The following is a 22,427-nucleotide window of genomic DNA, read 5'->3' on the forward strand; positions in this document are numbered from 1 at the left end:
ACATTTTTGTCACTTTTTATTATACCAGGAAAACAATGAGCCAAGCGCCGCAAAGCTGCATTTTGCGAATACAGCACGATAATAGTCGCTTGCGTCTATTATACAGGAATCGCTTTGTAAGCATTGGGATTGTACTTATTTGGACTTTTAATGGTCCATACAAGTGCCTTGATCTGCGTGTTTGTCAGGTCTAAAGGCTCAACACCGTAATAATGATTCGCCGCCTGCTTCAGCCCATAACATCCTTCCCCATAGTAAGCGATATTACAATAAAGCTCCAGTATTTCATCCTTTGTAAGATCTTTTTCAAGCTGAAAAGCAACAAATAATTCTGCCACCTTCCGTTCATATTTCTTTTCAAAAGAAAAGTACATATTTTTTGCAAGCTGCTGGGTGATCGTGCTCCCCCCTTGCACGAAGCTTCCTGCGATCAGATTATTTGCCATAGCCCTTGCCATGGCAATGGGATCAAAGCCAAAATGATAGTAAAAACGTTTGTCTTCTGACTGTAACACCTGTTCTTTATATCCATCCGGTATCTCATCAAATGAAATATAACTGTTTTGCTGTTTAAGCTCCTCTACTTTATCCGGCACGCTTATGGCTTCTGTCGCATTCCTATACATTTCATATCCGGCAGAAACTATAGGAGATATTTTTAAACTACCCATAAGGAAGCTGATGACAGCAAGTAGCAATATACTGATACTAATTGTTTTATTTTTCATCAAAATTACTCCTTTCGTGGTTTGCTTCCTCAGTATAACAGGAGAAGAATCATGGAACCATAGATTTTACTTACGATAATCGAACAAATTTGTAAGATAAAAGGCTGTATGCTCCCGCAGAGGGAACATACAGCCTGTTTTATTGACACACTACTTTGATTGTAATGTATCGTGTGTTATACGCTCTGTCAGCGTTACCATGACACAACGATACATTGAATTTAGCGCCTCTTTCTTTCGGTTTGATTAATCTGTCTCCAGCTTTGCAGTTCAAGAATATTGCCTTCAGGGTCCCGTGCATAAACAAATACCGCTTCTTTGCCGTTCGGGTATGCCGCAGTAACCAACTCACCGACGTTACTTCCTCCCGCCCTAATAACTTCTGCCAAAGTTGCTTCCACATCATCCACTTCAAAAGCTATATGTGCAATTCCCGGTCGGTTAATCTCTGAAGGTATGGTTCCTTCCAGCATGTCATATGAAAATATTTCGAGGGTTGGGTGGTCTTCCACGTATCCGGGCAAAAGAAGATGCTCTCCTGTAATATGTGCATCCTTCAGTCCTGTTAGTCTGTCCAACCACACCCCTCGGAGATCACGTGTCTCATTGATGCTTTTGCAGTGAAACACCGTTTTATAAAAAGCAATCAGTTTTTTTGCATCTTTAGCAATAATATTTGTGTGTACATAGCGAAACATGGCCATGAATCCCCCTCTTCCGTCTTATAAATAATAAGTTTCTGCATATCTCTGCTTCAAACGCAATGATACCGTACATATTTCAATTTCACAATTCGCCTGGACCCTTTACTGCAGGAATGACTGTCTGTCTTTTGGAAATGTTATTTTAATTGTTGTACCGTCTCCGGCGGCTGACTGGGCTTCTAATCCAAGATACATTTTATTACAGAGTTCTTTGCATAGGTATAGGCCGATCCCCGTAGATTTGGCAAAAGCCCTTCCGTTTTCTCCCGTAAATCCCTTTTCGAACACTCTCCCAAGGTCGCCTTCAGAAATTCCAATTCCGTTATCCCGGATAAAAAGAATAATATTCTCCTGGTTTTCTGAAGCAGAAAACCATAGTGTCAAAGCATCTTTTTTATATTTGATACTATTTGCAATAATCTGTCCAATAATGAAATCAAGCCACTTTTCATCGGCATAAACCGTATAATCAAGATTGTCCAGTTTCACCTGTGCGCCGCACCCTATCAGCTGCTTTGAATGTTTCTTTACAGCAGCCTTCACTAAGCTGTCAAGAGAAAGTCTTCTGATGCTATAGTCAGACGCTACGTTTTTGCTCCGGGCATAATAAAGAGCCTGTTCGATATAAGAATCCACCCGCACAGTTTCTTCGGATATTCTCTTTGTTATATCATTGCGGTTATTTTGGCAGATTAGTTCGATGCAGGAAATAGGGATCTTTATCTCGTGAATCCATGTTTCAATATATTCCCGGTATTCATCCTGGGATATCTTGTAGGAAGCAATCTCATCGTTCATTGCTTTTGTAACATGCTTAAGAATTTCACATAGAACTTCCGCTTCTGCAAAATTAGGCTCTTCTAACAGGGAAGCGATATACTGCTTTTGCTCCATTGACTCCAGCGTTTTATTTAATCTTCTATAATATCTGCTGCGTATCAGATATTCGTAAGCCAGAGCAGCGAATGAGGTTATGATAATAGTTGTACAAATAAGTATTACGGCATAACGGCTGATATGGTAGACATCTAACAGGAAGGCCAAAAAAACAATGATAAAGCTTTGCGTCAATAAAAACAGGATCTTATCCTTTAAAAAGCTTGAAAACTTCATATCATATACCCCTGGCCACGTTTTGTTTTTATAAAATCTGCAGCACCGATTTCTTCTAACTTTTTACGCAGACGGTTGACATTAACAGTCAGTGTATTATCATCGACGAATTCATCCGACTGCCAAAGCTCATCCATTAAATCATCCCGTGAAATAATGCTATTTGCATTTTGCATTAAAACAGAGAGAATACGCAATTCATTTTTCGTGAGCTCAACCTCTTTGTTTTCATAATATACTGTGCTTTTTGCCATTGACAAGGTTAAGCCCTTATATTCTACTTCTGATGAATAATTCTTCTGATTGGTGCGTTTAAGTATGGCTCCGATCCTGGCAAGCAAGATCTGAATGTTGTAGGGTTTTGTTATAAAATCATCTGCGCCCAGGTTCATGCTCATCAGTTCATCCATGTCATTGTTACGGCTTGTCACAACCATAATTGGTACATCCGATCGTTTACGGATCTCCCGGCATACGTGATATCCATCATAATAAGGCAGATTGATATCAAGCAAAATCAAATCTGCGTCTGAGTCCGTTGCTTCCGATATGATATTTTTAAAGTTATCACTTGTTTCACAAGAATAATTATAGCTTTCCAGCAGCGAAATCAATTCTGTTCTCAGAACGATATCGTCTTCTATAATAAACAGCTTCAAATTGAAATCACCTCCCAAATACCTGTTAAAGGGACTGATATTATACCCATCGCTTATAATAGTTTGGCCATATAATATTCGTCCACATACGTTCCATCCACAACCATGGAATTTTTCTTTGTTCCTTCAACGACAAATCCATTTTTTTCGTAGAGGTGTCTCGCAGCATCATTAATACACATTACCGTTAGTTCAAGCCTGGTAACCCCTTTCTCATTCGCCCACTTGTCCAGCTGCTTAAAAAATGAGGTTCCGATCCCCTGCCGCTGATAGGATGCACGAATTCCCACTACGATATATGCAGAATGTTTTACTCTTCTTAAAATGCCTTTTTGCGCAGATATATATCCAACAATTTCATGATCTGCTTCGGCAGCTAAAAACAGATTATTGCCTGTGGCAGCTTCCTGTATGGTGGATTTTATTCTATCCATATTTTTCGCCCGTTCATTTGGCTCGTACATCATATATTTTGTCTCAGCATCAAGTGCGGACATCATATGCCAAAGTGATTCAGCGTCGTTTTCCTTAATCGGTCTAATGATGACACTCATAAAACCATGTACCTCCTGTTTGTGAACTGTGCACGGCTTTCCTTTTATCGGTTAAAGCTTGAAAAGAAATCAGTAAATAACTGATCCTGTTCCGGCTTATGGGTGACATATCCGATAGCAATTTTATTGTTTGTCAGTTCTATCAATTTTTGCGCGCCTTCTTCACCAAATGCACCGCATAATTCAACTGCCCCAACACCTTCACGTTCTAAGAAAACAAGTTTATCACAGGCTTCTTTAAAATTTCTGACGGTAAATACATAGCTGATTTGTTTCTCTGTCTCAAAACAGGCCTGATGAATCTCTGGGTTATAGTGACCTCCCATCAGTAAAAACGCAAATTTTTTCTTCATATTATTATCTCCTTTCCCAATGCCGGCGAATCAGCAGCAAGTGACAATAAAGCCTGAAAGATATCATACAGATATCTCCCAGGCCTTTATTATTCCGCACCTCAATTATAAAACTATGAGTTCTCTCTTGGTCACAGACCGGTTAAAACTGCGGAACCCTAGAAAACCTAATCTCTTACTTTATATAACAATATTCTTTTCAACTGGTTATTATTATATATTTTATGAGATCATTCGTCAATAATCTTTGCATAGCGTTATGCAAACACGTTAATTTGTTATTTCGCTGCTATAGCTTCAAAAGTGATGACATCTTCTGATGTCGTTGGATACCTTCCCAAATTATAGTCTGAAGAAATCACGATATCTTTAAATCCAATACGTTCAAGTATGGACCGAAACTCTTCCACGCCATACCACCGTAACGGAAAACGCTCTAATTCCGTTTGTACAAGCGTGCCATCACGCCACTTTTCATACCGTCCATGGGAAATCGTATATTGATTGATATAATCAACTTCTACAATTTTATTCTCTAATGTAATAATATCCCCATTCGGACAGTCCCAGGTCCTTGTGGATACAATTCCTTTTGAAATATCACTTTGCAATAATATATCTACGATTAACCGGCCGCCTTCGGATAGATGCTCATGGAAGTTTTGTAATGCTTTTATGGAATCAGCTCTTTTGTATAATAAAAGAATGGTTCCCGTCGGTACTATAATAGCTTCATATTTTGTATCCAGTGAAAAAGACTCCATCTTTGCCTCAAAAAGATTAGGATTTAAGCCCCTCCTTCTGCAATTATCATGACAGATTCGCAGCATATCCTTAGAACTGTCAAATCCCTCAACTTGGAAACCTTTTTCTAAAAGCGGAATCAAAGCGCGGCCGGTTCCTGTTGCCGGTTCAAGAATCGGGCCTTTACACGACTTTAACCGTTCCGAATAAAATTCTATATCTCCAAAAGAATGGCCCACAGGCTTATCCAAATCATACACTTCGGAAGACAATCTACCATAATAGTTCAACATCCTTTATCACCTTCCTTCCTGATCATACTCATTCTGTCATTATGCCTTTTTAACAGGAATATAGATATCCATAACCGTATCCTGCCTATGATGACATCGTTCATCGTAGAATTCAAAATCAAATTTACTTTCGTCGTAAACATAGCCGCTGTCCCGAAACCAATCTTCAAAAATATATTTCCATGTTCCTGCAATAACCTTTGCAAACTCTTTCTGTTCCCTATCATTGGTGGTATCCACAGGATTGGTTGTAAAAACAGCGTACTCGGCATCTGGGATTTCTGCTGTCAGCATATCTTCCCCGACTTTTGTAAAATCGTCCACAATCACGCCCAAAAGATAAATTGCATTGCCGTCTTCTGATAAAGGAACATACAATCCCACTTCCCCATGCTTTGCAGGATTCAGAATTTTGTACATTTTACTTTCTAAATTATCGCCGTTATAATTGCTCCAGAAGGAAGCAATATCCTTTGTATAGGCAGCTCCGGTAATATCGGTTTTAATACCATAGCCGGCCACCTTAAATGCGGGCCTTTTTACAATAACAGGACATGCATTTTTTACATCAGCATACCCGGCCATCCGTTCCACATACTGTGTAGGCGTATAGCCATACGCTTTACGGAAAGCTTTTGTAAAACCACCGGATGTCTCAAACCCATAATCCACAGCAATGTCAATGACTTTCCTTCCCTTAAATAGTTCCGTAGATGCTAAAGACAATCTGCGCTCCCGTATGTATTCCATGGCCGATACACCCATGCATAGATTAAAAACCCTGCAAAAATGATAAAGAGAGTACCCGGATTGATTTGCAATTTCTTCTATTGTAATGTTTTCTCTGATATGATCTTCCATGAACTCAATACTTTTTTCAATATGTTCCCTGTAATTCAATGTCTATCCCTCCTGACGTTTCTTATATGGTATTATAGCATTCAATTTATAAGAAAGATGCTCCTGCCTTGCTAAATATGAATGAAGGAGCAGATTGATAATCGCTTCTGATATAAGTACAGCTTATGTCATATATAAAAAGCATTAAGTTTACCAATATCAATTATCATGATATAATAAAGTGAATTAAATACATCCCATCAGCATTTGTCATGGGTTTAAAGGAGAATCATGCATATGGAGAGATTAATAGGTACTGTATCAAGGGGTGTACGTGCTCCAATTATCAGACAGGGAGACGACATTGCAGATATCGTTATTTCTAGTGTACTTGATGCAGCCAAAAGCGAAAATTTTGAATTGCGTGACCGTGATGTCGTCGCTGCTACCGAGGCCATTGTTGCCCGTGCTCAGGGAAACTATGCTACTGTAGATCAAATCGCCGCTGATATTAAAAATAAATTCGGTAATGAAACCATCGGTATTGTATTTCCTATTTTAAGCCGTAACCGCTTTTCCATTTGTCTTAAGGGAATTGCAAGAGGCGCTAAAAAGATTGTAATCATGTTAAGCTATCCTTCGGATGAGGTAGGGAATCACCTGATCGATCTTGATGCTTTGGATGAAAAAGGCATTAATCCCTGGACGGATGTTTTAACTGAGGCACATTACCGTGAACTTTTTGGCTATCGTAAGCATACTTTTACCGGAGTTGATTACATTGAATACTACAAGGAACTTATCCAAAAAGAAGGCTGTGAAGTAGAAGTTATTCTTGCAAATGACTGCCGTACAATCTTAAATTATACAAAGCATGTTCTTAATTGCGATATTCATACCCGTTTTAGAACGAAACGCTTATTAAAAGCTGCCAACGCAGAGACTGTTTTTGGTCTTGATGATATCTTAACCGCACCGGTTGATGGCAGTGGATATAACGAAAATTACGGCTTACTTGGCAGCAATAAAGCTACCGAAGACACCGTTAAGTTATTCCCCCGCAACTGCGAACCCATTGTTAAAAAGATTCAAGACGGACTCCTTGAAAAGACTGGAAAGCATATTGAAGTTATGATCTATGGCGACGGTGCTTTCAAAGATCCTATGGGTAAAATTTGGGAATTGGCAGATCCGGTGGTTTCTCCGGCATATACAGAAGGTCTGGAAGGCCAGCCTAATGAAGTAAAATTAAAATATCTTGCGGATAACGATTTTGCTGATTTAAGCGGAGCGGAATTAAAGGCTGCCATTTCAAATTATATTCAAAGCAAGGACAGCAATTTAGTTGGAAGCATGGTATCTCAGGGAACTACCCCACGCCGGTTAACCGACTTAATCGGTTCCCTCTGTGACCTTACTTCCGGAAGTGGTGACAAAGGAACTCCTATCGTATTAGTTCAAGGCTACTTCGATAATTACACCAAATAAATCTTGTTTATGGGCAACTGCCGAGTAAAATGTCAAACAAGCGTATCGTTCTCAATGGGCGATGCGCTTGTTTTTTGTTTTCTCTGTCCCAGGAATTGCGATAGCGAAATGACGCAGAAAAAGCCGGGTTTGGGGGTGACTACCCCTGAATAGCGCCTTGATGTTTTTAACATCTGAGCATATAATATAAATATTATAGATTTAATACGGAAAAAAATCGATATAAACACAGACAGGAATAGGAACCAACAATGCTATATTCACTATAAATAACGGGAGGAAATGATTTGGGCGTGACATTGACACCCAGCCAAATAAGGAGGATGCCTATGAACTGGGAGCCGTGGACAGGCTGCGATATATTTATTTTTTTGTACTTCTCATTGCCTTTTTATGTTCGATACCAGGACTTTTCTTAAATTCGGAATATTCTTTTGAATCCACACCATAGATTGCCATTTCTTACCTTTCTACAGCCTTCCAGATATCTTTGTTAACTATAAAATCTTCTGCTTTCATACATTTTGAAATATGCTTTTTACCCATAAATTAGTGAACTCTTCCATATATACTTATCACCCTAAATGTTAAACTTACAGCGAAAATGAGGTTCCTATAATTAGTAACATTACTTGGACATGCAAAATATACTATATTATGAAAGGAGATATATTAATATGTTAAATAGTAATTGTAGCGATCATAAAATACTGAAATATAAATCATTAATATTCAACTCTGGAAATATGAATGATGCTAATACTACAGGACCTGATACGGAACAGCTTGGAGGATCCGGTATTTTTATACTTGGATGGCTTATGCCGCAAGGTGATACAGATGAATATTCCCTAACTTTTAGTGTACCAAAAGATGCTCGAAAAGGATACCGTAAATCGAGAGTGTTTGTACATTTAATAAGTGATAATTCAAGCATACCAATAGGAGACCGATTCTCAATCAGGCTCTCATCATTATTTACCAAAGCTAACGAAGTCATTGATATCGCTAATTTAAGTACTGTTAACAGGGAGAACATCCTTGTTCAAAATTCACCTGGCAGCCAGCAGTATAATCATTATGTAATAGAATTTTTTTTAGAGGATTTTATTCATGCAGAGGATTTTGCATTACTAAGTATTGCCCGTATTCCAGCTTTTAATGATTATGCCGGCGCGGTAGCTATAACCAGTATAGAATTTAGATATATAAGCTGTTAAGTTAAAAAATCCGCGGATCTGTAACATGGGATCAGCGGATTTTTGCCATTAACCTGGGATCCAAGAATAAATGTACTGCATCTGTTCCGGGCTTTGTATCCCGGGTTTTGCAAGCTTTTGAAATTTCCCCGGCAATTCCTTTTCCAATACGGCCATATGAAAATGGCAGGTTGCTATGCCCATATCCACTCTTTGAAGGTCAACTTTTTCGTTGTCGCTTTTTAGAGATCTTGCCAGATAAAAATGATACGCATCATTCTCCTGAACGATTCTCCAAGGCTGCTTATTTACAGCGGAAGGAGCCAGACGCACCATTTCCAACGGGAATGCAAACTCCCCCGCATCATCTTTCGTCAAAGGTCGTGAGAAATTCTGTTTAAAAAATAGTTCGCTCCATTCTTTTCTCTGATCTGCCTTTGATACCCACCTCATCAATGATTCTATAGTACTTTTTTTACCTGCAGGATATCCGATGGGAGAAATGCAAGGAAAAAGATCCCCTTCTTTTAGATTCATGGCCGCAGCAAAACCGCTGCGGTTAAAGGTCCCCCCAAGCCAGCAGGTACCAAGTCCAAGGGATGTGGCATACAGAATCAGTTTTTCAAAAGAATAGCCAAGGGCTTCCAAAGCCAGTTCTTTCTCTGCTGCTGATGCAGCAATATAATTCCCTGCACCTTTAATGACACCATAGGTTCCCAGCTTTTCTCCATGGGTTGATGAAGCCTTTTCCAGAAGCCGGAAGGTAACATCCGCGGAAAAAGGATTGGATAGGTTATCTATATAGGCGTTGATTTGAGCCTTTTCATTTGCTGAAAGATCACGGTTCTCATAAGTCCTGACACTGCTGCGGGCATTGACTGTTTTAGCAACAGGGAAATCCATTTTCATAGTTTGCTGCCCCTCCTTTTTCAGACTAACGTCTTATAAAGATTAATATTACCTGGTTTTTCCACGAGATCCGCAAATAAGGCGATGGCTTCCTTAAAATGCTTTGCCGCCATATGCTTGTTCAGCGCTTCCTGATCTTCCCATTCCTCAAGAATTGTCAGAAGCTGTGGGTCTTTTATATCCTGCAGCAGCTCATAGCGGATGCAGCCAGCGTCGTTCTGCCGGGTATCCTGTACAAGCTGCTTTGCTAATACGATAAATTCTTCTACCTTTTCTGATTTGATAAAATTCTCCGCAACAACTTTAATCATTGATTTATAAGCTCTCCTTTTCGTTTTGTCCCCAAATTTCGTAATGCACCCGATCCGCCTTATAACGGTCAACAAATTCATTATGCTGTCCATCAGGGTATCCGATGGAAATCAGCGCAAAGGGTCTGATATGATCCGGAAGATGAAACAAGCGACTCACATTTTCTGTAACAACATCAGATGTAGCAACGCCAAGCCATACGCCCCCTAGTCCCAGATGAACCGCTTCCAGAAGCATGTTTTGTGCCGCGGCGCTCATGTCCTGCTCCCAACCGGTGGGTACTTTCAATTCTTTGTCGTTGGCCAGCAAAACAAAGGTTACAGCGGAATTCTCAGCCAGTTTCGCATAAGGAGAAGTTTGAGCAATTTGAGCCAGTCTTTCCTTATTTTTTACCACAATGAATTCCCATGGCTGCTGATTGGCAGCCGATGGAGCCTGCATAGCTGCGCGCAGCAGCTTATCGATTTTTTCAGGTTCCACTTCCTGCTCTTTAAACTTACGAATACTTCTTCTGATATAAATTTCTTCCATAGACATGACCTCCTTAATTTGATTTCTCATTTAATTTTTTTATCGTCCAGGCTTTCTAGAAGCTTGTTGCTGATTTCTATAAATTTAAGGGTTTCGTCTTCTGTCAAAACGTCTTTGTATTTCTCTTGAAGCTGATTCCATGCTGTTAAAATATCATCTTGCATGGTAAGGCCCTCTGGTGTCGTATTAAGATAAACATTCTTTCCTTCCGCTTGTTTTGCAATAAGTCCTTTTCGCTCAAGTCTCTCCAGCAAACGGGTTATGGTTGACGGTGTCAGATGCAGCATTTCGCCAATTTCTTTCTGTGGTATACCACCTTTGAGGTTTACAATATACAGGAGCATTGCATGGCTGGGTGACAACCCGGTTTTGCTGAAGGCTTCATCTGCCATTTTTCCCAATTCCCGTGCGAGTTTCGCAGAAGTAAAAAACAAGCAGCCATTCAGCATACACTCCTGATCGTTTGATTCACAATTACAATTCAAAACTTTCCCTCCTTTGTTTGTACATACAAATATAACATTTCTTTATTTTACTGTCAAGTCTAGTATTCACAATCATGTGAAATGTGAAGCTGGCAGCTTGACGGCAGTAAAAAAAAATTAGGGCGTATGTATCTTCCGCCCTAATTACGATTCTCTTACGGACCAAACAGCTCCTCCAATTTATTCAGTGGAAAAGGTGTCATAGCAAGTGGCTTTACTGCAATGGACATGAGCATGGCTGGATTATCATCTGCTGCAATTCGATTTGAGCTCAAAGTACCGCACATTCGGCATCTGTGAATAATCGCCCATTCGCCCCCCTTGCGTACCCAAACACTGACCGGCTCCATAATTCCTTTACACAGGGAAGCGCGGTCGCCAGGATCATTGTCTATATGAATGCTTGATAAACACTTCGGACAATGGTTTCGATGCCGGCTCCCGGCACCTTCCGGCACCACAAGCGTACCGCAAACTTCACATGTGAAGCTCTCTGTGCAGGCGGTATGCCGGTAATCAATTTTGGGGGTAATGCTTGAAGCGGCTTTGACATCCGTCATCTTCTGATAAGCATCATATCGTTCCCTTTTAAGTTTCTTTGTGCGAAGGGCCTCAAGTACCTGACACCCATCTTCGTGGACATGGGTACAATTCCTGAAATAACAGCCTTGTGTTAATTGTGCCAGTTCAGGGAATACCGCGTTTCGCTCCTCCTCAGAGATTTGCTGCAGGGCAAAATCCCGGAATCCGGGCGTATCAATCCATAAGGTTCCTTTAAGGCCAACCTCCAATACACTGGTATGAGTGCTTGGCATCGGGCAGCGGGAATCACTTCCATGTATGAGAGTTGTTTTTCCGCAGGACCTGTCACCAACGACAACCACAGTTTTTCCCTCAACTGTTTTAAATAGTTCTTCCTGCTGCTCACGAGCAGAACCTGCAAATACAAAGCCGGCGGTGTTTTTATACAGTTCCAGTTTGGCTTCCAACAAAGCCTGAGCGCTTTCTCCAATCAAATCCCATTTGCTGATAAATATGCCGACTTGAATTTCTGAGCGTCTGGCGGCAATGATCGCCGATTCCAGGTAACCAGCCTGTTTGAGCAGGTAATCTGCGGTCACGATTGCCAAAAGACACTGGACATTCGCTGCTACCAGTACCTTCTCCTCTGGAGAACGGCGGTTTCCCCGATATAAGGCGGTTTTTCTAGGGAGTACATGTATTAGTTTATATTGACCGTTTCCGGCATTTCCTACTTCAACCTCATCACCAACAACCAGGGAATCCTTATTCGAGATCAATGAACCGGGAAGCAGGCAAGAAAAGACTTCACCTTTTGATAAAACTTTCACTTGTTTATTCATGATATTTACAATCGTAGCCTGAAAAGCATCTGTATTTATATCTTTATTGATTTTATTTTCTTTTTTCTTATTCACCTGTTATACCTCCTGATCAGGGACAAGCACTGTGGCTGCACTTGCTCTTTTCATAAGATATTATAGGTTCTGTTTCTATATAGCGGCAACCGATTTCACGTTTCAGAAGCAAAGAAGCACCATGCAGTTTCATGGCGCTTCTTTGTTTACTGGGTCTGCCGTTTTAATCTTGCAATAATTTTTTGTATGCTTTTTGGTGATAAATAGTAAGTCTCCGAAAGATGGGCAATTGATATTCCTTTTGTATATTTTTCGTAGATCTCCATGTTTCTGAAAAGAATCATCTCTTTGCTACTGGTGTTTTCACCCCATGCTTTTCGATTGATTTCTTTTCTTGGGACATAAATATATTCACCGTCAATATAATCTTGTATTAAATCTATTATTTCTTTTGGCAGCACATCGGCTGCTTTGATATAGCTCATTATGCTCCTCCCAATCTATATGTTCAGGAATGGGCAAAGGCTATACAAGTATCAATTTTCTGATGCCATGCAATAGCCCTTGCTATGCATAGCTAACCGTGCTAAATATCATAAGATGCTGCTTCCTCCCCTTGTAAAAGTTATTTATAGGCGATATTTTCTGTTTCAATCGGATTCCATACCATCGTGAGCTCGCGTTCTTTTGTATCCTCCTCAATCTGTTCCGTCATAACCACAAAGCCTTCTCTCAAATAGAACGCTGCTGCCCTTTCATTTCGTTTATAAACATTTAAAAGAAGTTTGTTATGCCTCTCTTTGGCATAACCAAGCAGTTCTCTTCCAATTCCTTTGGATTGATAGTCTGCATCAACAAAAATCCCTTCAATGTAATCCCCGTTCAGTCCAAGGAATCCTTGGATCTGACCATTGGAATCATACACATAAACAATTGCCTGGGGCAGAACTTTTTCAACTGTTACATAGCTTTTTAACCAATAGCTGCTGTCAATAAAATAATGAGCCTTGATATTCGTATCAAGCCATATTTTCATAATTTGATCGATATCGGTTTCTTTCAAGTTTCTGATCATAATAAAATATACATTCTCCTTTTGGCGAAATAATTTATTTCCATTATGCGATATTCTGAACAATAAAAAACAGATAACTCTGTCACTTAGAGCTATCTGCTTACTTATCGCACCCTAGCGTAAAAAAACACGCTTTACTGGTTCCCACGGAATTGCGGCAGTCTCCTGGCAAACTTCCATTGATGTTCACCTGATTCATTGCCTGCGCTAATAAGACCTATAATTTTTCAACCGAATTACAGGCAGCCTGAGCATCATATATCCGCAAAATAAGTACAACAAAAAACCCCTCGTGATATGAGAGCTAAATTTTATTGTTCATTATCTTAGCGAATAGACGACATCAAGCCACCTCCCTTTGTATCATTAAAATTATCATAACGAATTTTTCTAAACTTTGCAAGATGTTTTTTTGTTCTGCGCTGTTTTTCTAATGCTTTATTCGTTTTTGGCATGAACTGAACCAAAAGATTTTGATTTTTCCGGCCCTATTTATGAGAATCAAGAACAAACAAGGATGCATCATACCCCATGAATATTTTACTTCCTGTATAAATTGTTTTCGATTGAATATCCCTGTACCCTATTTTTGACATAACATCCGTTAATTCTGCCTGGTCAAAACCATTATGAACCATATCGGAGGCGATTTTTTCATTTTTATCAAAATCTACAATTATTAAATGCCCATCCTTTTCTAAAGTCTCATATAATCTTGATAAGACTATATCAAAGTCATTGATATGGAGTAACACCTGAGCCATAAAAATATAGTCAGCATGTAAATCTGTAAGGCTGTCTTTTTCAACGTCAAAACATAATGTAGCAGCATTCTGTATATTAGAGCTTGAAATTTTTTGCTCTATTTGATGAATCATGTTTTGTGATGTGTCCAGAAAGAGCATAGAATTAAAATCGTTTAGCAAATTCATTCCAACGAGGCCGGTTCCACACCCAAAATCAATGGCATTCTTACTTTTTGCATCAACCACGTATTCACGAATGGCATTTGATGATACCTTTGCAATCTGGATTCTTTCCGGAGTGTCGTATCTATCGGCCATCATTTCAAACTTATCCGTATTCCCCATTCTTGTATCTCCAATCTACCTTATTAAAAATCGATATGAAAGAGCCTTATCTCCCGCCATCTTTAATGTCTGACAGACGGCTGCCTTATGGCTGACAATTGTGTGTATATATCAGATAGCAAGGCCTTTGGCCCAACTGACAGCTTTCAGCAAATTTTCCTCTAAGCTTTTCTTTGGTTCTACAAAATCTATTTCACCGATGAATTCGTTCCCGGAAAGCTCTTTCTTTAGTTTTGTAAAGCACTTTTGGGCTCCGCCTCCTGCATGGCAGGCAAACAGCGCGATCCGTTTGTCCTGGATATTGTATTGACTGATAAAGCTTTTCATTGGCGGTGTAAATGACCCGGCCCATATGGGGGTTCCAATTATAATCGTGTCATACTGATTTAAATCAATGAGTTCGTTTGTTAACGTTGGCTTATCTCCAAAAATGACACTCTTTCCTCCCCAAAAGTATTTCCGGAATCCTTCTGTCGGATAGTTTTTGCTTGTTTTTAACTCTGTAATGTCAGCGCCCAGCGTTTCTGCAATCTTTTCTGCAATGAATTTCGTACTGCCAGTAAACGAAAAATATACAACCAGAGTGCTCATAGCTATTCTCCTCATATAATAAGTTTATAGCCGGAAAAAATGGTTATAGGCTTATTCTTTTTGTGGTATCGATGAATGGGTAGTTTTGTGGGAGATCCCTCTCTCCTTAACTCATCTATACGGTTAATGGTTACATATTGTATAAAATTATTCTGTCAGTTATCATCTTCTTTCTCTATAATAATTTTCTTTGCCTCAACAGCCCAATCCCTCATTGCAGAATAAACATAAACGCCGCAAAGTGCGGTCAGCTGACTGTAGGAGCAGTCAATATCTTGTTCCTTAAACTGCCCGCAGAGCTCCATATAGCCGTTCATTTCTTTGACCAGCTTATCATTTCTTCTGATAAAATTGTCCAGATGATCAAGCAGCACCTCCGGCTCCGTGTTTTCACCAAAGGAAACTTTAAGCAATAGTTCGTACCTGATCCTCTCGATTTCCGGCTCCTCCCTCAGCCAATCTGAGAGCTCTTTTCTGCCTGCGTCAGTGATATTGTATACGATCTGTCCCCGCCCATTTCCAGTCTGCGTGTTATTCGAGGTGACGGCAAGCCCCTCAGCCACCATTTTCTTGAGAGTCGGATAGATCTGACCATAACTCTCCTGCCAGAAATGGCTGTATTCGTTCTCTATCCATTTTTTTATGGTATAACCAGTCTGCGGCATGCGGGCGAGCATTCCCAGCATTACATATTTTGATTTCCCTGTATTTTCTTTCATCTGTGCACCTTTTGTTTGCTTTATATATCATTATGATATATTATTATGATATATCTTGTCAAGACTTTTTGATTGCAAATTTCATAAATTATCTTCCGAGCTGACATTCTGAGAATATTGGTGCTCTTTTCCGCAGCAGGTGACTCTAAGCTTATGAAACCTCCCCGCATATCAAGATAGAAAGCCCACCTGCTTTCCAGCAAGTGGGCTTTCTATCTTTCGGACCTTCTATAAACTTATTTGCAGTATATCGCTACTGCGTCACGCAGAAACGCTGCGCATCCGGGTGAGATCTTATCGTAATAAGCAGTAAAACGCGGATCATCCACATACATCTGCGTCACGCCTTTATGAGCTTCTTTGCTGTAATCGTCCCAATAAAAGCAGAGCCATTTTTTATGCAGCTCACAGGCTTTTTGCGCCAGTTCACTGGCTGGGCCGCCTTGCTCAAAGGCCGCTTTTAATGTTTCGCTCAAATCTTCCGTCAGCCTTTCCAATTCAGTGAATTGTTCCTTGCTCATATTTAAAACCTTGGCGTTGGAGCGGTTTACGCGCTCATCTCCATATTTTGCCCGGGCTTCCACTCCATATTGATGCTCGTTATGGTCCACCAGCTTTTGAAGGAAGCCTTCAAACTTCTCCTGATCACTCATTATCATTTCTCCTTTCATGGTCTTAATGGTCTTTTCGACATTGGCGACCAGCAAATTCAATTGCTCTCGCCTGGCAAGCAAGGCAGTCAAATGGCTTTCCAGCGCCGATAGCCCGTCAAAGTCTTTAGAAGCAAGAATATTACGGATTTCTTCCAGCGATACCCCCAGTTCACGGTAAAAAAGGATTTGCTGCAGCCGATCGATCTCCTTTTTCCCGTAAATCCGGTATCCATTGGAACTGACCCGGGCGGGTGAAAGCAATTCTAACTCATCGTAATACCTCAGTGTTCTTGTACTAACCCCGGCTAATTTCGCCAGCTTATTTATGGTGTATTCCATCTTTTCACCCCCTTGCAAAAACCACTATAAACTATTACGCGGCGTCAATGTCAACCGTTTTATGAAAGATTTATCCTGATGTTAGAATTTTCTTCAGCCGGTTCAGGCAAATACCTGTTTTGCTTTTTGTTTCTAACGATTCCCGCTGCATGATTGAAATATGGAACCCACTCTATCTTTTATATCAAAATACCCGGAATCCATCATGATGGTAGGGTTGACCTTTAAAGCATTTGGTTTGCCATTTTCCAGACAATCTTCATTCGCATAAGCCGCAACAATTTCTCCAAGGAACATTGTAAAATCAAAGATTGGAATCGTCTGAATTACTTTACAAAGATAATTTACCGGGCACTCTTTTATCATGGGTGCATTACCTGCATTATCGTAAAAAGACTCGAATATGTTTGATTTATCTGTTTGATTGCCCGTTGCAGTCCCGCAATAATCCGTTTTTTCTATATCATCGGAAGAGGGAATGTTTACAGAGAAGTATCCGTTTTCTATGACTCCGGCTGTTGTGTAATGGGTATTCTTTAGAGAAATATAAAGTACAGGCTTTTGACTTACAACTCCGTACGCTCCAATGGTGGCATAGTTTGGCTTTCCCTTTACAGAAGCCCCTGCTAAAACAGTAACATACGGTCCATAAGGGATATTGGCTATCTTTGTTTTTGTCATTTTTATTCTCCTATTAATCGTTTATTTGTTGCAACAGTTAAAATTATATAATGAAATTTTATAAAAATATAGACTTTTTCTTTCCAATCGGTTATCATATAGATAGAGTGCGCCCATGGGAATACTCTTTTTTTATTTGATATTCTATGTTAAAATTATTATACCCTCATATGGGAATCCATACATCTGTCGGACATTGTTGACAAAGTAAGTTATGTACTATAAAATGAAAACATAAAATTTAAAAGAAAAGGTGATGGAAGTCCGGCATATCTGATGCCACATAATCGGTGGCATGGATATCACTGGAAAAGAGCAGATAAAATCAATTCAATCGGTTTAAGAACAAGCTGTTTACACAGTTTTGTTTTTGTGCCTGATGTTTGATTTTATTTTACTCTTAACTTCTTTTTTTCTTAGGAAGATTAGTCGTAGAGTAAAATCTACGGCTTTTTCTTTTGTTCATTTTGAAAGGAGAAAACATAATTCTTAAAAGTTTCATTCCATTTTTAGAAAGAAGGATGGGGGATTCTGGCGTAAAGAGTACTATATTGCATTTAACGGTTGCTATCGGTATCCAGAGAATGTAACACTAGAACAAACTACTATTGTTCAAGATAAAGGGACTATCTCTTACTATTTATGGAATACCTGTATACCAGAGAAATGTTGATGAAAGAAGCAACTGATGTGGGTTTTAGAGTATGCGAAGTGTTTGGAGATGTTGCAGGCAGCACTTATCGTACAGATAACACAACAATTTCTATACTGCTGGAAAAATAAATGAAACGGTAACTCATCATTGCACCCTGCCGAATAAAAAACTGTAATTCGGCAGGGTGGTTCATGAATGGCGGCTTGAAGATATCCGCTATATATATGCATCTTTTTACTTACGGTAAAATGTTCCCTGCGCTAAGGTAAATCTCGTACCATTCCTCCCTGGTAAGCTTAATATCGGCTGCTTTGACACAATCCTTCAATCGCTCCACATTCATGGTCCCGGTCACAGGCTGCATATGGGCCGGGTGGCGAAGCAGCCATGCCATGGCGATGGTCGTGTTGCTGACTTCATATTTAGCAGAAATTTCATCAATTTTGGCATTGAGCTTTGGAAACTTTTCATTGCCAAGGAATACCCCCTCAAAAAATCCGTACTGGAACGGAGACCATGGCTGAATGGTGATGTCATTTAAGCGGCAGAAATCAATTACGCTGCCATCCCGGTTCACGGCCTGATCATCAAGCATATTGACATGAATCCCCTGGGAGATCATGTTGGCGTTTGTAATGCTTAACTGCAGCTGATTCGCAATAATCGGCTGTTTAACAAACTTCTTAAGCAGCTGTATCTGCATGGGGTTTTGGTTGGAAACACCAAAGTTACGTACCTTACCTGAACTTTGCAGGATGTCAAATGCCTCGGCAACCTCTTCCGGCTCCACCAGAGCATCCGGACGATGGAGCAGCAATGCATCCAGATAATCCGTTTTCAGTCTTTTTAAGCTGCCGTCTACTGCTTCTAAAATATATTTTTTGGAAAAATCAAACGCAATGCCTGGACGAATCCCGCATTTGGATTGCAGGAACATCTTTTCACGAACAGATGCGTTCATATGGGCCGCTTCTGCAAATATCTCCTCACACACGCCGCCACCATAAATATCTGCATGATCAAAAAAGTTTGTGCCTAAATCCAGTGCTTCCTGTACGAAATGTTCTGCTTCCGACTTATCCAGTTTATTGATGCGCATGCAGCCGACTGCAATTACCGGTACCTGCAAGTTCCCTAATTTAACTGTTCTCATGACCTTGAACCTCCTTAACTGAATTAAATTGTATTCTCTTATTTCAGACTATTTTTTATTGGGCCAGCTTATAAATCTCAAGTACATCCTGCCAGTAAAGCTTTTTTAAGCCGCCAATGGGCGCCTCATTTCCAAATGCAGCACCTGTCGCTTTTTTAGCCATTATTTCAAGCTGGCTGGCGTCGATGCCGAGCTCTCCAAGAGTTGCCGGGAGTCCCATCTTGTTAAAAAATTCACGCAGACGTAAAATCGCTTCCTGGATCATTGCGTCCGGATCGCGATAACTGCCCTTCACACCCATGACATTAACCGCAAACTGCACGAACATGTTCACGTTATCCTTGTATACATACTGCATCCATGCAGGAGTCAGCACCGCCAGACCTGCCCCGTGCGCTACATCGTAGATGGCACTGAGTTCATGTTCCATGCCATGGCAGGCCCAGTCCTGTTCACGTCCCATACCAACCAAGCCATTATGGGCAACTGTACCTCCAAAACCTACCTCGCACCATGCATCGTAATTCCCTGGATTTTCAAGGACAAGCGGAGCATTCTTTATGATGGTCTTTAATACTGTTTCGCACAAACCATCCGTCAGATCGGTATGTGTGGTGTTAGTAAAGTAACGTTCAAAAACATGGCTCATCATGTCAGCCACACCGTTTGCGATCTGATTCTTTGGCAGGGTGTAGAACAATTCCGGATTCATGACGCTGAGCAAAGGACGCAGGTGGGGACTGCCATAACCGTATTTGAGCTGTTTTTCCTCATTGGTGATAACTGTATCACCGCTTGCTTCGCTTCCTGCAGCAGGAATGGTAAGAATTGTGGCTACGGGCAGCGCCTTTTCGATTGCTTTGCTTTGTTCATAAATCTCCCAGACATCACCATCATAATATACACCCATTGCAATGGCCTTGGCAGAATCAATGGCGCTTCCGCCGCCCACTGCCAGGATTAAATCCACCTTTTCTTCTTTGCATAAGGCAATTCCTTCATGTACCAGGGAAAGACGGGGATTTGGCACCACGCCGCCCAGTTCCACATAAGAAAGCCCATTCTCTTTCAGTGAAGTGATCACTGTGTCATATAGTCCGCTCTTTTTAATGCTGCCTCCGCCGTAATGCAGAAGAACCTTGGTTGCATGGGGTTTTAAAAGAGCACCAATCTGTTTCTCCGTGTCTTTTCCAAATAGTATACGAGCCGGTGAATAGAAATCAAAATTAAGCATTATTTTTACCCTTTCTTTTGGTTTATTTTTTGGTTTGTTTATTTGTCTGTTTTACCATGTGATTGTATCAGGATCTGCAGAATATCCACAGCAGCCTTTTAAGCCGGCAATTGCCTGCACATCCTCAGGGGAAAGCTGGAAATCAAATACATCAGCATTTTCCCGGATACGTTCGGGCGTGATGGATTTTGGCAGCGGCAGATATCCGCGTTCCAGACTCCACCGCACGCAAATCTGGGCAATGGACTTTCCGTACTTTTGTGCCAGTAACTGCATCTGCGGAACTTCAAAAATCTTTCCTACGCCAAGAGGGCTGTAAGCCTCCAGAAGAATCGAACGCTTTCTGCAATAATCTACCACGTTATCCTGTGTATCGCCGGGGCAAAGCCGGATCTGATTGACCATTGGCTGAACCGACGCCGTCTGCATAAGCGCATCAAAATGATGAGGATGGAAATTGCTGACTCCTATCGCGCGAATAAGTCCGGCTTTGTGAAGCTCTTCAAAAGCTTTCCAGGTGCCGGCATTGGCTTCCTGCCACTGATCGCGGTACTTGATTGGATTAGGCCAGTGAATCAGGTAAAGATCCAGATAATCCATATCAAGATTTTTCATCGTCTTTTTAAAGGCTTCCATGGTATTTTCATATCCATGCATATCATTTTGAAGTTTGCTGGTAATAAAAATATCCTCGCGGGCAATACCACTTTCCTTTACAGCTATGCCTACACTTTCCTCATTCCCATAACCTGCGGCGGTATCAATATGACGATAACCACATTTTAAAGCTTCTTTCACCGATGTGACAGCCATATCTCCGTTTTGTGCCTGCTATGTGCCGAAGCCAATACATGGGATATTCACACCGCCTGAAAGTTCATAACAATCTGTTAATGTTTTCACTATATTTTCCCCCAATCTGCAATTTGACAAACTGTTATTTTGATTGTATATTGGTATCATAAACCTTAATCTTAACTCTAAGTCAATAACAAATTGCAAAATTATTAAAATGAATGGTTTAACCACAAAAAAATGAAATTTGGAGCTATTTTTTCAGGAATTATCTCTGATGTTTATATTTTTTGAATAACAACTACAATTCCATCATAAGGGGAGGAAATCTATATGGGTTATACTATCAAACAGGTATCGGAACGTACAAACCTAAGCGCACACGTACTGCGTTACTATGAAAAAGAAGGTCTTTTGTTCAATATCAACAGAAGCACAAGCGGCATCCGAAGTTATACTGAAGATGATTTAGAATGGCTGGGATTGATCTGCTGTCTCAAGAATACAGGCATGTCCCTGAAACAAATCAAGGAATTTGTGGAATTAAGTGCAGAAGGCAGAGAGACACTCAAACAGCGGTGCGATATATTGATCGAACATAAGAAGAATGTGGAAGCTCAGATTCAGGAAATGAATAAGCATCTTGAAAAAGTATCTCATAAAATCAACCATTATACAAAGCAGTATCATGAGTACAACCATGACGCATCCCATCAAAATTCAGAAACCTAGTTGCAGCGGTCCGTTCAAAACCAAAAGCCAAAACATGGTTATGGCAAGAGCCTGTCCTTTTATAAATGGGACAGGCTCTTTAAGTCTTGTACATTGATCCGCATCGCAGATAAACATCTTAAATTCTCAGCTTTACGCCTGGTGATGGCTATCCTTACAAGCTGATTTTTAAAAAAGCAATGACGTTCATAAATCTTTTCTGCAATCTCCTGCCCTGAGTCAGTCAAAAGAAGGCACCCGTCCTCGTCGGAATCCAGAAAACCTCCTTTTTTCAGCATGGCAACAGCGTGACTAATGCTGGGCTTTGAATATCCCATGTATCGGGCAAGATCGACGGAGCGTACCGCGCCGGTTTGCTTCTTTAACACAAGAATTGCCTCCAGATAGTCCTCACCTGATGCATAAAGCAGCATATTTT

At 40.5% G+C, this 22,427-nt stretch carries 27 protein-coding genes; 3 read left to right on the top strand and 24 right to left on the bottom strand.

Annotated features, from left to right (window positions below):
* Positions 1-98: 98 nt before the first annotated feature.
* The 8 genes from BMX69_RS11490 to BMX69_RS11525 all read right to left on the bottom strand — a co-directional run bounded on the left by BMX69_RS11490 (position 99) and on the right by BMX69_RS11525 (position 6,048).
* Entirely contained in the window at positions 99-728 is a 630-nt protein-coding gene (locus tag BMX69_RS11490) for a biosynthetic peptidoglycan transglycosylase (protein WP_054791568.1), read from the bottom strand.
* 221 nt (positions 729-949) lie between these two features.
* Positions 950-1,426 carry a VOC family protein gene (locus tag BMX69_RS11495; RefSeq protein WP_174715218.1) on the bottom strand — a complete coding sequence of 159 codons (477 nt, stop codon included), beginning with the start codon at positions 1,424-1,426 and terminating at the stop codon, positions 950-952.
* Positions 1,427-1,534: 108 nt separating this feature from the next.
* Positions 1,535-2,545 carry a sensor histidine kinase gene (locus tag BMX69_RS11500; protein WP_054791570.1) on the bottom strand — a complete coding sequence of 337 codons (1,011 nt, stop codon included), beginning with the start codon at positions 2,543-2,545 and terminating at the stop codon, positions 1,535-1,537.
* Positions 2,542-3,204 carry a response regulator transcription factor gene (locus tag BMX69_RS11505; RefSeq protein WP_054791571.1) on the bottom strand — a complete coding sequence of 221 codons (663 nt, stop codon included), beginning with the start codon at positions 3,202-3,204 and terminating at the stop codon, positions 2,542-2,544. The genes BMX69_RS11500 and BMX69_RS11505 overlap by 4 nt, the downstream gene beginning before the upstream one ends.
* A gap of 53 nt (positions 3,205-3,257) precedes the next feature.
* Complete coding sequence (locus tag BMX69_RS11510; RefSeq protein WP_100042410.1) at positions 3,258-3,758, bottom strand: GNAT family N-acetyltransferase; 501 nt, start codon at positions 3,756-3,758, stop codon at positions 3,258-3,260.
* A gap of 44 nt (positions 3,759-3,802) precedes the next feature.
* Positions 3,803-4,111 (bottom strand): DUF6506 family protein, encoded by a 309-nt coding sequence (locus BMX69_RS11515; RefSeq protein ID WP_100042411.1) that lies wholly within the window; start codon positions 4,109-4,111, stop codon positions 3,803-3,805.
* Between the two features lie 278 nt (positions 4,112-4,389).
* Positions 4,390-5,148, bottom strand: a complete 759-nt coding sequence (locus BMX69_RS11520) for a class I SAM-dependent methyltransferase (protein WP_054791573.1) — start codon at positions 5,146-5,148, stop codon at positions 4,390-4,392.
* A gap of 39 nt (positions 5,149-5,187) precedes the next feature.
* Positions 5,188-6,048, bottom strand: coding sequence for an AraC family transcriptional regulator (locus BMX69_RS11525; RefSeq protein WP_100042412.1), 861 nt, complete (start codon positions 6,046-6,048; stop codon positions 5,188-5,190).
* Positions 6,049-6,285: 237 nt separating this feature from the next.
* Here BMX69_RS11525 and BMX69_RS11530 point away from each other — a divergent pair, with 237 nt between their 5' ends.
* Positions 6,286-7,476, top strand: coding sequence for a coenzyme F420-0:L-glutamate ligase (locus BMX69_RS11530; RefSeq protein ID WP_025233877.1), 1,191 nt, complete (start codon positions 6,286-6,288; stop codon positions 7,474-7,476).
* A 677-nt stretch (positions 7,477-8,153) separates the two neighbouring features.
* On the top strand, positions 8,154-8,696 hold the full coding sequence (locus tag BMX69_RS11535) for a hypothetical protein (RefSeq protein WP_054791574.1): 543 nt from the start codon (positions 8,154-8,156) through the stop codon (positions 8,694-8,696).
* A gap of 48 nt (positions 8,697-8,744) precedes the next feature.
* On the opposite strand, the gene BMX69_RS11540 is transcribed toward BMX69_RS11535, so the two are convergent.
* The 15 genes from BMX69_RS11540 to BMX69_RS11610 all read right to left on the bottom strand — a co-directional run bounded on the left by BMX69_RS11540 (position 8,745) and on the right by BMX69_RS11610 (position 21,295).
* Positions 8,745-9,584, bottom strand: a complete 840-nt coding sequence (locus tag BMX69_RS11540; RefSeq protein ID WP_100042413.1) for a nitroreductase family protein — start codon at positions 9,582-9,584, stop codon at positions 8,745-8,747.
* Between the two features lie 20 nt (positions 9,585-9,604).
* A complete protein-coding gene (locus tag BMX69_RS11545) occupies positions 9,605-9,895 on the bottom strand; it encodes a putative quinol monooxygenase (protein WP_054791575.1) in 291 nt (96 codons plus the stop codon).
* 4 nt (positions 9,896-9,899) lie between these two features.
* Positions 9,900-10,427 (bottom strand): nitroreductase family protein, encoded by a 528-nt coding sequence (locus tag BMX69_RS11550; RefSeq protein WP_100042415.1) that lies wholly within the window; start codon positions 10,425-10,427, stop codon positions 9,900-9,902.
* Between the two features lie 26 nt (positions 10,428-10,453).
* A complete protein-coding gene (locus BMX69_RS11555) occupies positions 10,454-10,912 on the bottom strand; it encodes a MarR family winged helix-turn-helix transcriptional regulator (protein WP_100042416.1) in 459 nt (152 codons plus the stop codon).
* A 155-nt stretch (positions 10,913-11,067) separates the two neighbouring features.
* The gene (locus BMX69_RS11560) at positions 11,068-12,351 is read right to left on the bottom strand and encodes an RNHCP domain-containing protein (protein WP_242941410.1); all 1,284 of its coding nucleotides are present in this window, start codon (positions 12,349-12,351) and stop codon (positions 11,068-11,070) included.
* Between the two features lie 146 nt (positions 12,352-12,497).
* Positions 12,498-12,776 carry a CD3324 family protein gene (locus BMX69_RS11565; RefSeq protein ID WP_100042417.1) on the bottom strand — a complete coding sequence of 93 codons (279 nt, stop codon included), beginning with the start codon at positions 12,774-12,776 and terminating at the stop codon, positions 12,498-12,500.
* A 140-nt stretch (positions 12,777-12,916) separates the two neighbouring features.
* Entirely contained in the window at positions 12,917-13,366 is a 450-nt protein-coding gene (locus tag BMX69_RS11570) for a GNAT family N-acetyltransferase (protein ID WP_054791579.1), read from the bottom strand.
* A 488-nt stretch (positions 13,367-13,854) separates the two neighbouring features.
* Entirely contained in the window at positions 13,855-14,457 is a 603-nt protein-coding gene (locus BMX69_RS11575) for a class I SAM-dependent methyltransferase (protein WP_100042418.1), read from the bottom strand.
* Positions 14,458-14,568: 111 nt separating this feature from the next.
* Complete coding sequence (locus BMX69_RS11580; protein WP_100042419.1) at positions 14,569-15,048, bottom strand: flavodoxin family protein; 480 nt, start codon at positions 15,046-15,048, stop codon at positions 14,569-14,571.
* Positions 15,049-15,203: 155 nt separating this feature from the next.
* Positions 15,204-15,767, bottom strand: coding sequence for a PadR family transcriptional regulator (locus BMX69_RS11585; protein ID WP_054791580.1), 564 nt, complete (start codon positions 15,765-15,767; stop codon positions 15,204-15,206).
* A 236-nt stretch (positions 15,768-16,003) separates the two neighbouring features.
* Positions 16,004-16,759 (bottom strand): MerR family transcriptional regulator, encoded by a 756-nt coding sequence (locus tag BMX69_RS11590; RefSeq protein ID WP_054791581.1) that lies wholly within the window; start codon positions 16,757-16,759, stop codon positions 16,004-16,006.
* Positions 16,760-16,891: 132 nt separating this feature from the next.
* Entirely contained in the window at positions 16,892-17,440 is a 549-nt protein-coding gene (locus BMX69_RS11595) for a flavin reductase family protein (RefSeq protein ID WP_100042420.1), read from the bottom strand.
* Between the two features lie 893 nt (positions 17,441-18,333).
* Positions 18,334-19,248 (bottom strand): aldo/keto reductase, encoded by a 915-nt coding sequence (locus BMX69_RS11600; RefSeq protein WP_100042421.1) that lies wholly within the window; start codon positions 19,246-19,248, stop codon positions 18,334-18,336.
* 55 nt (positions 19,249-19,303) lie between these two features.
* Positions 19,304-20,482: an iron-containing alcohol dehydrogenase gene (locus tag BMX69_RS11605; protein WP_100042422.1), complete on the bottom strand. Its 1,179-nt coding sequence runs from the start codon at positions 20,480-20,482 to the stop codon at positions 19,304-19,306.
* A 51-nt stretch (positions 20,483-20,533) separates the two neighbouring features.
* Positions 20,534-21,295, bottom strand: a complete 762-nt coding sequence (locus BMX69_RS11610) for an aldo/keto reductase (RefSeq protein WP_330387720.1) — start codon at positions 21,293-21,295, stop codon at positions 20,534-20,536.
* 315 nt (positions 21,296-21,610) lie between these two features.
* Between BMX69_RS11610 and BMX69_RS11615 the strand changes: the two genes are divergently transcribed.
* Positions 21,611-22,009, top strand: a complete 399-nt coding sequence (locus BMX69_RS11615; RefSeq protein WP_025233899.1) for a MerR family transcriptional regulator — start codon at positions 21,611-21,613, stop codon at positions 22,007-22,009.
* Positions 22,010-22,068: 59 nt separating this feature from the next.
* On the opposite strand, the gene BMX69_RS11620 is transcribed toward BMX69_RS11615, so the two are convergent.
* A complete protein-coding gene (locus BMX69_RS11620) occupies positions 22,069-22,422 on the bottom strand; it encodes a metal-dependent transcriptional regulator (RefSeq protein WP_054791582.1) in 354 nt (117 codons plus the stop codon).
* Positions 22,423-22,427 lie beyond the last annotated feature (5 nt).

Source organism: Lacrimispora sphenoides JCM 1415, assembly GCF_900105615.1.
Lineage (GTDB): Bacteria > Bacillota > Clostridia > Lachnospirales > Lachnospiraceae > Lacrimispora > Lacrimispora sphenoides.

What these genes read in the sequence shown, in the direction of transcription:
- BMX69_RS11620 (WP_054791582.1), bottom strand. Translation starts at nt 22,422, where the DNA reads ATGCTGCTTTATGCATCAGGTGAGGACTATCTGGAGGCAATTCTTGTG.
- BMX69_RS11575 (WP_100042418.1), bottom strand. Translation starts at nt 14,457, where the DNA reads ATGGGGAATACGGATAAGTTTGAAATGATGGCCGATAGATACGACACT.
- BMX69_RS11515 (WP_100042411.1), bottom strand. Translation starts at nt 4,111, where the DNA reads ATGAAGAAAAAATTTGCGTTTTTACTGATGGGAGGTCACTATAACCCA.
- BMX69_RS11530 (WP_025233877.1), top strand. Translation starts at nt 6,286, where the DNA reads ATGGAGAGATTAATAGGTACTGTATCAAGGGGTGTACGTGCTCCAATT.
- BMX69_RS11545 (WP_054791575.1), bottom strand. Translation starts at nt 9,895, where the DNA reads ATGATTAAAGTTGTTGCGGAGAATTTTATCAAATCAGAAAAGGTAGAA.
- BMX69_RS11520 (WP_054791573.1), bottom strand. Translation starts at nt 5,148, where the DNA reads ATGTTGAACTATTATGGTAGATTGTCTTCCGAAGTGTATGATTTGGAT.
- BMX69_RS11510 (WP_100042410.1), bottom strand. Translation starts at nt 3,758, where the DNA reads ATGAGTGTCATCATTAGACCGATTAAGGAAAACGACGCTGAATCACTT.
- BMX69_RS11565 (WP_100042417.1), bottom strand. Translation starts at nt 12,776, where the DNA reads ATGAGCTATATCAAAGCAGCCGATGTGCTGCCAAAAGAAATAATAGAT.
- BMX69_RS11550 (WP_100042415.1), bottom strand. Translation starts at nt 10,427, where the DNA reads ATGGAAGAAATTTATATCAGAAGAAGTATTCGTAAGTTTAAAGAGCAG.
- BMX69_RS11615 (WP_025233899.1), top strand. Translation starts at nt 21,611, where the DNA reads ATGGGTTATACTATCAAACAGGTATCGGAACGTACAAACCTAAGCGCA.
- BMX69_RS11490 (WP_054791568.1), bottom strand. Translation starts at nt 728, where the DNA reads ATGAAAAATAAAACAATTAGTATCAGTATATTGCTACTTGCTGTCATC.
- BMX69_RS11495 (WP_174715218.1), bottom strand. Translation starts at nt 1,426, where the DNA reads ATGTTTCGCTATGTACACACAAATATTATTGCTAAAGATGCAAAAAAA.
- BMX69_RS11580 (WP_100042419.1), bottom strand. Translation starts at nt 15,048, where the DNA reads ATGAGCACTCTGGTTGTATATTTTTCGTTTACTGGCAGTACGAAATTC.
- BMX69_RS11595 (WP_100042420.1), bottom strand. Translation starts at nt 17,440, where the DNA reads ATGACAAAAACAAAGATAGCCAATATCCCTTATGGACCGTATGTTACT.
- BMX69_RS11585 (WP_054791580.1), bottom strand. Translation starts at nt 15,767, where the DNA reads ATGAAAGAAAATACAGGGAAATCAAAATATGTAATGCTGGGAATGCTC.
- BMX69_RS11610 (WP_330387720.1), bottom strand. Translation starts at nt 21,295, where the DNA reads ATGGCTGTCACATCGGTGAAAGAAGCTTTAAAATGTGGTTATCGTCAT.
- BMX69_RS11570 (WP_054791579.1), bottom strand. Translation starts at nt 13,366, where the DNA reads ATGATCAGAAACTTGAAAGAAACCGATATCGATCAAATTATGAAAATA.
- BMX69_RS11535 (WP_054791574.1), top strand. Translation starts at nt 8,154, where the DNA reads ATGTTAAATAGTAATTGTAGCGATCATAAAATACTGAAATATAAATCA.
- BMX69_RS11590 (WP_054791581.1), bottom strand. Translation starts at nt 16,759, where the DNA reads ATGGAATACACCATAAATAAGCTGGCGAAATTAGCCGGGGTTAGTACA.
- BMX69_RS11605 (WP_100042422.1), bottom strand. Translation starts at nt 20,482, where the DNA reads ATGCTTAATTTTGATTTCTATTCACCGGCTCGTATACTATTTGGAAAA.
- BMX69_RS11500 (WP_054791570.1), bottom strand. Translation starts at nt 2,545, where the DNA reads ATGAAGTTTTCAAGCTTTTTAAAGGATAAGATCCTGTTTTTATTGACG.
- BMX69_RS11540 (WP_100042413.1), bottom strand. Translation starts at nt 9,584, where the DNA reads ATGAAAATGGATTTCCCTGTTGCTAAAACAGTCAATGCCCGCAGCAGT.
- BMX69_RS11600 (WP_100042421.1), bottom strand. Translation starts at nt 19,248, where the DNA reads ATGAGAACAGTTAAATTAGGGAACTTGCAGGTACCGGTAATTGCAGTC.